11 protein-coding genes, 1 tRNA gene and 2 pseudogenes are annotated in these 11,518 nt (G+C 66.3%); 8 read left to right on the top strand and 6 right to left on the bottom strand.

The window, feature by feature from the left end:
- The 4 genes from QM612_RS11680 to thiS all read right to left on the bottom strand — a co-directional run.
- The coding region (locus QM612_RS11680) for an SLC13 family permease (protein WP_415254053.1) at positions 1 to 858 on the bottom strand (858 nt) is incomplete at its 3' end.
- An 18-nt stretch (positions 859 to 876) separates the two neighbouring features.
- On the bottom strand, positions 877 to 1,617 hold the full coding sequence (gene trmB / locus QM612_RS11675) for a tRNA (guanosine(46)-N7)-methyltransferase TrmB (protein ID WP_415254052.1): 741 nt from the start codon (positions 1,615 to 1,617) through the stop codon (positions 877 to 879).
- 154 nt (positions 1,618 to 1,771) lie between these two features.
- Positions 1,772 to 2,566 (bottom strand): thiazole synthase, encoded by a 795-nt coding sequence (locus QM612_RS11670; protein ID WP_415254051.1) that lies wholly within the window; start codon positions 2,564 to 2,566, stop codon positions 1,772 to 1,774.
- A gap of 75 nt (positions 2,567 to 2,641) precedes the next feature.
- On the bottom strand, positions 2,642 to 2,842 hold the full coding sequence (thiS, locus tag QM612_RS11665; protein WP_415254050.1) for a sulfur carrier protein ThiS: 201 nt from the start codon (positions 2,840 to 2,842) through the stop codon (positions 2,642 to 2,644).
- Positions 2,843 to 2,993: 151 nt separating this feature from the next.
- Here thiS and QM612_RS11660 point away from each other — a divergent pair, with 151 nt between their 5' ends.
- From QM612_RS11660 to QM612_RS11630, 7 genes and pseudogenes are all read left to right on the top strand, one after another.
- Positions 2,994 to 4,862 (top strand): autotransporter domain-containing protein, encoded by a 1,869-nt coding sequence (locus QM612_RS11660; protein WP_415254049.1) that lies wholly within the window; start codon positions 2,994 to 2,996, stop codon positions 4,860 to 4,862.
- A 74-nt stretch (positions 4,863 to 4,936) separates the two neighbouring features.
- Positions 4,937 to 5,010: transfer RNA gene (locus QM612_RS11655), tRNA-Gly, on the top strand.
- Between the two features lie 91 nt (positions 5,011 to 5,101).
- The gene (gene rimK / locus QM612_RS11650; protein WP_415254048.1) at positions 5,102 to 6,004 is read left to right on the top strand and encodes a 30S ribosomal protein S6--L-glutamate ligase; all 903 of its coding nucleotides are present in this window, start codon (positions 5,102 to 5,104) and stop codon (positions 6,002 to 6,004) included.
- 289 nt (positions 6,005 to 6,293) lie between these two features.
- Positions 6,294 to 6,977 carry a response regulator transcription factor gene (locus QM612_RS11645; RefSeq protein ID WP_415254047.1) on the top strand — a complete coding sequence of 228 codons (684 nt, stop codon included), beginning with the start codon at positions 6,294 to 6,296 and terminating at the stop codon, positions 6,975 to 6,977.
- Positions 6,970 to 7,126 (top strand): annotated as a pseudogene (locus QM612_RS11640) (two-component sensor histidine kinase); the annotation flags it as partial. The gene QM612_RS11645 and the pseudogene QM612_RS11640, both read left to right, overlap by 8 nt.
- A gap of 338 nt (positions 7,127 to 7,464) precedes the next feature.
- Positions 7,465 to 8,304, top strand: a pseudogene (locus QM612_RS11635) (sensor histidine kinase); the annotation flags it as partial.
- Positions 8,305 to 8,371: 67 nt separating this feature from the next.
- Entirely contained in the window at positions 8,372 to 9,478 is a 1,107-nt protein-coding gene (locus QM612_RS11630; protein WP_415254046.1) for a branched-chain amino acid aminotransferase, read from the top strand.
- A gap of 3 nt (positions 9,479 to 9,481) precedes the next feature.
- On the opposite strand, the gene QM612_RS11625 is transcribed toward QM612_RS11630, so the two are convergent.
- Positions 9,482 to 10,063 (bottom strand): hypothetical protein, encoded by a 582-nt coding sequence (locus QM612_RS11625; protein WP_415254045.1) that lies wholly within the window; start codon positions 10,061 to 10,063, stop codon positions 9,482 to 9,484.
- Between the two features lie 40 nt (positions 10,064 to 10,103).
- Positions 10,104 to 10,925 (bottom strand): methylenetetrahydrofolate reductase [NAD(P)H], encoded by an 822-nt coding sequence (metF, locus tag QM612_RS11620; protein ID WP_415254044.1) that lies wholly within the window; start codon positions 10,923 to 10,925, stop codon positions 10,104 to 10,106.
- Between the two features lie 152 nt (positions 10,926 to 11,077).
- Here metF and QM612_RS11615 point away from each other — a divergent pair.
- The coding region (locus QM612_RS11615) for a hypothetical protein (RefSeq protein WP_415254043.1) at positions 11,078 to 11,518 on the top strand (441 nt) is incomplete at its 3' end.

The following is an 11,518-nucleotide window of genomic DNA, read 5'->3' as shown; positions in this document are numbered from 1 at the left end:
GGGTGGTGCCAGCCGCGATTCATTGCCGGTGCGCAGGGCCAGCAGCAGCGGCGCGCCGTGCAGGGCTTCGGCATCGCCCAGGCTCATGCCCACCAATGGGCTGTCGGCGGTGACGGTGAGCTCATGCACATCGCCTTCGATGCCGTAGGCGCGCGAGAAATAACTTTGCGTGCGCGCGGGCGTGACGGCTTCGTCGCCGCCTTCCTCGCGCAGCAGCTTGCTGCCGAAGAAATGGAAATAGGCCAGCGATGCCGCCAGCAGCGCGATGCCGATCGGCATCGGCGCGAACATGTTGAGCGGTTCCAGCGTGGCCGCGCCGGAGGGCAGGTTGGCGTTGGCTGCCACCAGCAGGTCGTTGAGCAGGATCAGCGGCGAATTGCCGACCATGGTCAGCGCGCCGCCCATCACGATGGCCGCTGCCAGCGGCATCAGCATGCGCGAGAGCGTCAGGCCGGTGCGCGAGGACAGCCGCGATGCGACCGGCAGGAACAGCGACATCACCGACGGGTTCTGCATGATCGCACTGGTGATGCCGGCTGCACCGGTGGTCAGCAGCAGCAATCGCGATTCCACGCCGTGCGCGCGCCGCAGCAGCCAGCTGGCAAGGCGGTTGAGTGCGCCGGTGCGGTCCAGCCCCGCGCCCAGGATCATGGTGGCGATGATGCTGATGACCGCGCTGCCGGAGAAACCGCCGAACAAGTCCTCGCGCGGGATCAGCCCGGTCAGGCCCAGCACCACCAGCACCACCAGCGCGACCACGTCGGCGCGGATGCGCTCGAACAGGAACATCGCCATCGTGAACACCACCAGCCCGAGCACCAGCTCCATGTCGGTGGTGAGCGTCAGCGTGGTTTCCATTCGGCGCTCGCTGTTCCTTCAGTCGCGGCAACGGTCGTACAGCAGATCCCAGACGCCGTGCCCCAGCTTCTGCCCGCGCGTCTCGAAATGCGTCTGCGGACGCCAGTCCGGCCTTGGCACCGCACCGCGCGGGCCGGCGCGGTTGGCAATGCCGGTGGTGGCGTCCAGCACATCCCACATCTGCTCCGCATAGTCCTGCCAATCGGTGGCAAGGTGCAAGCGCCCGTTCGGCGACAGCTTGCGCACCAGCAGCGCGGCGAATGCCGGATTCACCAGCCGGCGCTTGTTGTGGCGCTTCTTGTGCCACGGGTCGGGGAAGTAGATGCGGATTTCATCCAGCGATGCGTCGGCGACTTCGTTCTGTAGCACTTCCACCGCATCGTGGTGATAGACGCGGACGTTGCGCGCATCGTCGCGGGCCAGTGCGTTGAGCAGGCGACCAACGCCAGGTGCATGCACTTCGATGCCGATATGGTCGCGGGCCGGGTCGTGTTGCGCGGAAAAGCGCAGCGCCTCGCCGTTGCCGAAGCCGATTTCGAGGATGCGCGGTGCATTGCGCCCGAATACGGCATCGAAATCACGCAGGCTGCCTGCGTAGTCGATGCCGAAGCGCGGCCATTGTTCGTCGAAGGCGCGCTGCTGCGCCTCGGTGAAGCGGCCCTGCCGCAGCACGAAGCTGCGCACCTTGCGCTGACCGTCGGTGACGGTGAACGGCTTGGGCGGGATTTTTGCGCCGGGGCTGGAGAAGGGGTCGGTCATTGCTGCTTCCGATGCCCCTCTCCCCTCGGGAGAGGGGTTGGGGTGAGGGTTCGGTGGAGCGGTTCGGGCATCATGCTGCGCCGAACCCTCATCCGGCGCTGCGCGCCACCTTCCCCCGAGGGGAGAAGGGAAGACGGGGCACGGTGGCGCGGAATCACCCGATCAGCCCATCAACGGGTGACGATGCGCTGGCAAAACGCTTGCGCGGAATCCGCCCGGCCTTGAACGCGGCGCGCCCGGCCTCCACCGCCAGCTTCATCGCATGCGCCATCAGCACCGGATCATTCGCGCCGGCAATCGCGGTGTTCATCAGCACGCCGTCGCAGCCCAGCTCCATCGCGATGGCTGCATCCGAGGCGGTGCCCACGCCGGCATCGACGATGATGGGCACCTTCGCGTTCTCGACGATTTCCAGCAGGTTGTAGCGGTTCTGGATGCCAAGGCCGGAACCGATCGGCGCGGCCAGCGGCATCACCGCCACGCAGCCGATGTCTTCCAGACGCTTGCACAGGATCGGGTCGTCGCTGGTATAGACCATCACCTCGAAGCCGTCCTTCACCAGCGTTTCCGCCGCGGCCAGCGTCTGCACCACGTCGGGATACAGCGTGCGCGCATCGCCCAGCACTTCCAGCTTCACGAGCTTGTGGCCGTCGAGCAGTTCGCGTGCCAGCTTGCAGGTGCGCACGGCGTCACCTGCGGTGTAGCAGCCGGCGGTGTTGGGCAGGATGGTGTACTTGTCCGGTGGCAGCACGTCGAGCAGGTTGGGCTCGCCGGGGTTCTGGCCGATGTTGGTTCTGCGGATCGCGACGGTGACGATCTGCGCGCCGGCAGCCTCGGTGGCGCGGCGGGTTTCGTCCAGATCCTTGAACTTGCCGGTGCCGGTCAGCAGGCGCGAGGCATAGGGTTTGCCCGCGATCAGCAGCGGGTCGTGCGGGGCAGGGGAAGTCATCCCTTGATTTTAACCCTCTCCCGCTTGCGGGAGAGGGTGGCGAAGCCGGGTGAGGGTGCGCCTTTGGTGATGGCCTCAGCCACCACCCAGCGCATGCACGATCTCCATCGTGTCGCCATCGCGCAGCACATGGTCCGCATGCCGGCCGCGCGGGATGATCTCGCCATTGACCTCCACCGCCACCCGGCGCTCGGCCAGACCTTCGAGCTGCAGCACGGTGGTGATGGTGGCGTGGTCGGGGATGCGGCGCGGTTCGCCGTTCAAGCGGATGTCCATGCCGCTTATTGTGGGCTGTTATGGCCGGGTTGTGATGCAGCGCAGCGTGAGGGCGTTATATTTTCGTGAAACCATCCGCGCCATTCGCCATCGTATGTGCCTGCCGAGCAGGTGCCTGCGCCGTTTTCTTCCCCAATTCTTCCCCACGAGGATGACCATGAACGCCAAGTTTCGCCGCACCCTGCTGACCTCCGCGCTGGCGCTGGCCGCGATGCCCGCCCTGGCGCAGACCGCGCCGGAGTCGCCCTTCACCAAGACCGTGTTCTTCGGCGACAGCCTGACCGATGGCGGCTTCTTCCGTTCCCTGCTGCCGGCCAGCGTGCAGAACGTGACCGGCCAGTTCACCACCAACCCCGGCTATGTCTGGTCGGAATATCTGGCCGATTACTACGGCAGCAATGCCAACGTGGCATGGAAGGCGACCCTCACCGGCACCCCGGCGATGGCCGATGGCAACAACTGGGCCGTGGGCGGCGCGCGCGTGGGCACCAATGCCGTCGGCGCGCTGGGCTATACGCCGTCGCTGGCCTCGCAGTACGCGGCCTATCTGGCAGCGGGCAACACGGTCGATCCGAATGCGCTGTACACCGTCTGGGGCGGTGCCAATGACCTGTTCGCCATCACCAGTGGCGGTGCCAATCCGACCACCACCATCACCGGTGCGGTGACTGCGCAGATCGGCCTGATCGGTGCGCTGACCCAGGCCGGCGCGCAGTACATCCTGGTGCCGACCATCCCCGACCTCGGCCTGACCCCGGCCTTCCGTGCGCAGGGCGCGGCGGTGCAGGCGCAGGGCACCGCGTTGACCACCACCTACAACACGGCGCTGTTCGGCGGGCTGGCGACCAATGGCCTGCACGTCATCCCGCTGGACACCTTCACCTTCCTGCAGGAAGTGGTGGCCAATCCTTCCGCCTTCGGCATCAGCAACGTCACCGGCACCGCCTGCCAGCCGCAGATCACCGCGCAGTCGTTGACCTGCAACCCGACTTCGCTGGTGTCGTCCGACGCGCCTTACACCTATCTGTTCGCCGACGGCGTGCATCCGACCGCCGGCGCGCACAAGGCGATCGCCGATTTCGCGGTGTCGGTGATCGATGGTCCGCGCCTGATCGCGGTGCTGCCGCGTTCCGCCGCCATGCAGGGCCGCGTCCGTGCGGCCACGGTGGACGGCAGCGTTGCCAATCTTGCAGCGCAGGATGGCGATGGCATGCGCTGGTGGGTTGACCTGCGCGGCGACCAGCAGCGTTACGTGGATTCGGCGGGCTTCGACGGTGCCGGCGTCAATGGCAGCTTCGGCATCGGCTGGCGCAGCGGCAAGCTGCTGTACGGCGCGTTTGCCGGCCATGGCCGTCAGGACATCGATTTCGGCTTCCGCCGTGGTGATTTCCGCCAGAGCGATACCAGCGTTGGTGGCTTCGTCGGCTGGGTGGGCGATGGCCTGTGGGCCAGCGGCCAGTTGAGCTGGACGCAGCTTGGCTACAAGGTGAACCGGCAGGTCAACCTGGGCCAGGCCACCCGCGTTCACAGTGGTTCGCCGGATGGCGACAACCTGAGCATCGGCGGCAGCGTGGGCTGGAACTTCACGCACGGCAGGCTGGAACACGGCCCGGTGCTGTCGGTGCTGTCGCAGCAGATCAGCATCGATGGCTATGAGGAAAACAGCACCGAATCGACCGCGCTGGCCTATCCGCAGCAGGATGTGGATTCGCTGGTGGGCAGTGCGGGCTGGCAGCTCAGCTTCGCTGCCGATGAACACCTCAAGCCGTTCGCGCGCGTGAGCTGGAACCGCGAATTCGAAGACGCCCCGGCGCAGGCATGGGCGCAGTCGCGTTCGATGGCCAGCACGCTGCCCTACGCGGTGCCGGGCCTTGCGTTCGACGACACCTACGGCACGGTGACCCTTGGCGCACGCAGTCAGCTGTTCGGGCTGGATGTCACCGCCGGCACCAACCTCACCGTGGGCTTGAAGGGCGGCGACGACATCAGCGCCTTCCTGAGCATCGGCGCAAAGCTGTAACCGGCGGATTTGCAGCGCACGCCGCGTGGCGTGCGTTGCATCGTCCAAGGCCTGCGGCATAGACTTCGCCGCACGCGGGTGTAGTTCAATGGTAGAACTGCAGCTTCCCAAGCTGCTAGCGTGGGTTCGATTCCCATCACCCGCTCCAGATCAACGCAAGGGCGGCATCCACCCGGATGTCGCCCTTTGCATTGGACGATGGACAATGCCGGCAGCGGCACACGCATGGGGCATTCGCGATGAAACTCGCCATCCTTTCCCGCAACGGCAAGCTGTATTCAACGCGGCGTCTGGTCGAGGCCGCGCGCGAGGCCGGCCATAGCGTGCGCGTGCTTGATCCGCTGCGCTGCTACATGCGGATTTCCAATTCCGGTTTCCTGATGCGCTACAAGGGCAAGCCCATTGCCGGCTATGACGCGGTGGTGCCGCGCATCGGTGCGTCGGTGACCCGCTATGGCTGCGCGGTGCTGCGCCAGTTCGAATTGATGGGCACGCGCAGCCCCAACAGTGCCGCCGCGATTGCGCGCGCGCGCGACAAGTTGCGTTGCCATCAGGTGCTGGCGGCGGAAGGCATTGGCCTGCCGGATACGGTGTTTGGCGACAACCCGGACGACACCGGCGACCTGCTGACCTTGCTCGGGCCACCGCCGCACGTGGTCAAGCTCAATGAAGGCACGCAGGGCGCTGGCGTGATGCTGACCGAGAAGCTGTCGGCCTCGCGCGGGGCGGTGGAAACCCTGCGCGGGTTGTACGCAAGTTTCCTGGTGCAGGAGTTCATCGCCGAGGCCAAGGGCGCTGACCTGCGCTGCTTCGTGGTGGGCGAGCGCGTGGTGGCCGCGATGCGCCGGCAGGCGCCGAAGGGCGATTTCCGTTCCAACCTGCATCGTGGCGGCACTGCGAAGGCAGTGCGTCCCACGCGCGCGGAAGCGCAGACCGCAGTGCGCGCGGCGCGCATCCTCGGGCTGGGCGTGGCCGGCGTGGATCTGATCCGCAGCAAGCGCGGGCCGCTGGTGCTGGAGGTCAATTCCTCGCCGGGGCTGGAGGGCATCGAAGCCGCCACCGGCGTTGACGTGGCCGGCACCATCATCGGCTACGTGGCCGGATTGCCGGCGCAGGCTAACGTGGACGAAACGGGGAATTGACGGACTTTTAATCGGCTGCCCGCTATCGTCGCACCGTGTCCCGCTGCACTTCCCCCGTAGCGTGGCATGCAGGGCAACAGTGACGTTTTGGCCCGGGTGTCAGGCACCCGGGCCTTTGTTTGTGACCGCCATCCATGGCAGCCACCCATCGGGCCATCGCTGCGCGATGTCAAAAAACGCTCCCGGCGTTTTGTGTGCGTCATCCAAGTGCATGGCTGTGCCAGAATCCCCGGAACCGCCGCACCGCGTGGTGGTCGAACATTCCCCGTTACCGTCCAAGGACGAATGCATGCGCATCCTGGTCATCGAAGACAACCCGGACATTGCCGCCAACCTTGGCGACTATCTGGAGGAACGCGGGCATACCGTCGATTTTGCCGCCGATGGCGTGACCGGCCTGCATCTTGCCGTGGTGCATGAGTTCGATGCCATCGTGCTGGACCTCAACCTGCCGGGCATGGACGGGCTGGAGGTCTGCCGCAAGCTGCGCGCGGATGCCCGCAAGCAGACCCCGGTGCTGATGCTGACAGCGCGTGATTCGCTGGACAACAAGCTGGCCGGCTTCGACTCCGGTGCCGATGACTACCTGATCAAGCCGTTCGCATTGCAGGAAGTCGATGTGCGCCTGAACGCGCTGGCGCGGCGCGGGCGCGGGCCGCAGGCGCGGATCCTCAACGTGGGCGAGGTGGAGTTCAACCTGGACACGCTGGAAGTGCGCCGCGAGGGCAAGCTGCTGCAACTCAACCCGACCGCGCTGAAGATTTTGCAGGCGCTGATGGAAGCCTCGCCTGCGGTGGTGACGCGGCAGGATCTGGAAACCCGCGTCTGGGGCGAGGAACTGCCGGATTCCGATTCCCTGCGCGTCCACATTCACGGCTTGCGCTCGGTGGTGGACAAGCCCTTCGCCACGCCGATGATCCAGACCCGCCACGGCATCGGCTATCGCATCGCCGTGCCGGAAGCCGATGGCTGACACACCTGCGCAACGCCGCCCGCGCAGCCGCAGGCGGTTGCGCACGCGCATCATCGTTTCGTTTGCGCTGTTGGGTTTCGGCCTGACGGCGCTGTTCGCGACGGCGATGTTGTACCTGCGCAACCGTTTGGAAAACCAACTGATTGAAAATACCTTGCGTCGCGAGGTCGCCAATCTGGTTGACCAGATCGAGGATGATCCCGGGAAGCAGCCTTACTTCCTGATGTTCGACGCGCGTACCTTCAGTGACGACAACGCGTACAAGATCAATCCACTGTATCGGGATCTGGAACCCGGCCTGCACGAAATCCGCGAACACGATGGCAACAACGTCATGCAGGTCTACAAGGTTGCGGTTCGCCGTGGCCTGAACGACGGCAAGCCGTTCACCAGTCTGGTGCGCTACAACGTCACCGATGCCGCCGCCACCTCTGACGTGTTGACCCGCTGGCTGTTGGGTGCGGTGTTTGCCTTTACCCTGCTGGCGCTGGTGCTGGGCTGGTGGTCGGCATCGCGGGTGATGGCACCGGTATCCGACCTTGCCGCGCGCTTGCGTGCCTACCGGGGCCGCAGCAATCCACGGCCCCTCGCCCCGCATTTCCCGGATGACGAAGTGGGCGAACTTGCCAAGGCGCTGGACGATTACGCCGAGCGCCTGACCGAAGTGGTGCAGCGCGACCGCGAGTTCAATGCCGACGTCAGCCACGAACTGCGCACGCCGCTGGCGGTGATCCGGGGTGCGGTGGAGCTGCTGCTGTCCAAGCCGGAGCTGGACGAGCGCATGCGCACGCGCCTGCAACGCATCCAGCGTTCCGAACAGCAATGCACCGACCTGATCGGCGCGTTGCTGCTGCTGTCGCGCAACGAGCGTGCAGTCGGCCAGTGCGACGTTGCCAAGGTTGCGCAGCAACTGCTGGAAAGCCACCGCGCGCAGTTGGGTGGCAAGCCGCTGGAACTGAAGCTGGAAGGCGGCGATGGCTTGGTGCTGGATGCGCCGGAATCCGCGCTGGCGGTGGCGCTGGGCAACCTGATCGGCAACGCGGTGAAGTACACGCCCAGTGGTGATGTGGTGGTGCGCATCGGCAAGAATGTGGTGGAAGTGGTCGACTCCGGCCCCGGCCTCAGCGCCGATGACGCCGCCAAGTTGTTCCAGCGCGGTTATCGCGGCACCCATGCCGGGCATTCGCAGGGTGGCGGCATCGGCCTGTCGATCGTGCGCCGGCTGTGCGATCTCTACGGCTGGGACGTGCAGGTGCGCCCGGGCGAGGAAAAGGGCGTGGTGGCCACGCTGGATTTCGCGCCGGGCACGGTTGCACAGGTGGAATAAGCAACAGGACGGGAGCGCGCGGCGGACGGCATAATGCACAGGCACGTCTTTCCCCAAGGATTTCCGCATGAATGCTCCTGCCGCCGCTCCGCTGGCCTATCAGGTCACGCCTTCCACTGACCCCGGCAATGCCGAACGGCGCGCAGCGGTGCTTGCCGGCGAGCTTGGCTTCGGCAAGCACATGACCGATCACATGGTCAGCATCGCGTGGGAGGCCGGGCGCGGCTGGCACGATGCGCGCGTGCATGCCTACGGCCCGCTGGCGCTGGACCCGGCCGCGGCCGTGCTGCACTACGGCCAGGAGATCTTCGAGGGCATCAAGGCCTACCGCCATGCCGACGGTTCCATCTGGACATTCCGCCCGCAGGCCAATGGCGAGCGCCTGCAGCGTTCGGCAGCGCGGCTGGCATTGCCGAAGCTGCCGGTGGACGAGTTCGTCGAATCGCTGCGCCAGCTGATTGCGCTCGATCACGAATGGGTGCCGTCCGCGCCGGAAACCAGCCTGTACTTCCGCCCCTTCATGATCGCCACCGAGGCCTTCCTCGGCGTGCGCGCAGCGCAGGCGGCGAGCTACCACGTCATCGCCAGCCCGGCGGGTGCCTACTTCGCCAAGGGCGTGGCACCGGTGTCGATCTGGTTGTCGCGCGACTATGCGCGTGCGGCCAAGGGCGGCACCGGCGCGGCCAAGTGCGGTGGCAACTACGCGGCATCGTTGTTGCCGCAGCAGGAAGCCTATGCGCAGGGCTGCTCGCAGGTGCTGTTCCTCGATCCGGTCGAGGGCAAGTACCTGGAAGAACTCGGCGGCATGAACGTGTTCCTGGTGTATGCCGATGGCCGCATCGTCACGCCGGAACTGTCGGGCAGCATCCTGGAAGGCATCACCCGTTCCAGCATCCTGCAACTGGCGCGCGACCGCGGCCTGAAGGTGGAGGAGCGCAAGGTCTCCATCGACGAATGGCGCGACGGCGCGGCCTCGGGCGCGATCACCGAAGCCTTCGCCTGCGGCACCGCTGCGGTCATCACGCCGATTGGCGAGATCAAGGGCGACGGCTTCACCATCGGCGACGTCAACGCGCCCGCAGGCGAGGTCACCATGGCGATCCGCAAGGAACTGACCGATATCCAGTACGGCCGCCTTCCAGACCGCCACGGCTGGCTGCTCAGGCTGCGCTGACGCTCACAGCCGCAGCCACAGGCAGCCCATGCGCCGCTGCACGCCGAACACCGTGCGGCTGGGCGTGTGGCCGTCGGCCAGCACCTGCTCCACGCGCAGCCCGACCAGACGCGGCTTGGCGCGCGGTTTGCTGATGAGTTCGCCGGTCTGTTCGTCGAAGGTGGCGACCTCGTCGCCGTATTCGTTGGTGCCGCCGGCATAGACCGGCTGCACATCGACCACGGTGCGCGATGCGATGGCGTCCAGCCGCGACATCAGGCGATAAGCGGCGTCGGCGGACATCCCGGCCCAGTCGTACAGGCTGGCGACCTGGTTGGCATCGCCGGACTGGATCGCGCCGCTCAGGGAATAGCCAAGGTCCTGCACATTGCGCGCGCAGGGCGTGCGATGCAGGTAGGCACCGCCACTGCCGCCGGAGACGCGCGGCGGTGCGATGCGTTCGCTGCCGCCGATGTCCTCGCATTTGCGGTCGGTATAGACCGTGGTGCCATCGGCCAATGCGCAGCGCTTGACCTGCGCATGCGCGACGCGCGGCGTGATCGCAGGCAAGGTGAGCAACAGGAGCAGCAGGGCAGCACGGAGCATGCGCGCAGCCTACGCGCGCAGGCTGCGATACGGAAGCTGGTCAGAGCCTCTGCAGGATGGCCTGGGTCGGCTTGGACAGGTTCAGCGTGTAGAAATGCAGGCCCGGCGCACCGCCTTCGATCAACCGCCGGCACAGCGCCGCCACGAAGTCCGAAGCGAACGCGCGCACGCTGTCCACGTCATCGCCATAGGCGCGCATGCGCTGCACCACCCAGCGCGGGATTTCCGCGCCGCAGGCTTCGGAGAAGCGGCGCAGCTGGCTGAAGTTGGAGATCGGCATGATGCCGGGAATGATCGGGATGTCGATGCCAAGCGCGCGCGCATCATCGACGAAACGGAAATAGGCGTCGGTGTTGTAGAAGTACTGGGTGATGGCGCTGTTGGCGCCGGCATCCACCTTGATCTTGAAGTGGCGCAGGTCGGCCAGAGCATCTTCCGCCTGCGGGTGGGTTTCAGGATAGGCCGCGACTTCGACATGGAAATGATCGCCATGCTCGGCGCGGATCAGTTCCACCAGTTCGCTGGCGTAGCGCATGTCGCCGCTGCGCACCATGCCGGAGGGCGTGTCCCCACGCAGTGCCACCACGCGGTCGCAGCCCAGCGCGCGGTACAGCTTGAGCAGCGAGCGGATTTCCTCGCGGTTGCCGCCCACGCAGGTGATGTGCGGCACGCCGGCCACGCCGTGCTGGCTGCGCAGGCGCTGCACCGTTTCCGGCGTGTGGCTCAAGGTGGAGCCGCCGGCACCAAAGGTGACCGACATGAACTGCGGCGCATGCGCCTTGAGCTTCTGCACCGAACGATCCAGCTGGGTGCGCTGTTCCTCGGTCTTGGGCGGATAGAACTCGAAGCTGATCGGCGTCATCGCGGCGTGTCCGGCGGGTTGCGAGGAATTATATCTCTTTATCGCGATGGATGTTTATATATGCGGCGATGTGACGGTGCCCTCCGGTTTCGGCACCTGTCTGCTTGACGTGTGAGCATCGCAACTGCATGGTGCGCGGCTGGGGGGGAACCATGCGGCAACGAATGGATGGGGCCGGTGACCCGGCACAGGCGCTGCCGCGCCTGTTGCAGGAATGCCGGGAAACGCTGCAACGACTGCGACTTGGCGGGCCGTTCTATGTCTTGATGTGGCTGTTGGCGGGTGCCGCCTGCGGCTTGTGGGAGCGTGCGCGCCTCGCCTATCTGCTGGTGACGGCGGGGTTCCTCGTGCTGACGGTGGTGCGCTTTTGCGTCAAGCCGTTGCCAGCGAGTGCCGATGCCGTGGCCGCGCGCCGACGCCTGGACTGCATCTGGGCATTGCTGCTGGTCAACGCGGCGCTGTGGGGCGCGGTGGCCTGCTGGTTGCTGATGACCACGGCCAGCGAAAGCGCGCGCACCGTGGCCGCGATCAGTTCCTATGCCTTCGCCACTGCCTTTGCGCACAATTTTGCGATGCGCCTGCGGCTTGCGCAG

It is taken from the genome of Thermomonas sp. (assembly GCF_047606765.1).
Taxonomy (GTDB): Bacteria; Pseudomonadota; Gammaproteobacteria; order Xanthomonadales; family Xanthomonadaceae; genus Thermomonas.
This window is presented reverse-complemented; position numbering and strand designations above follow the sequence as displayed.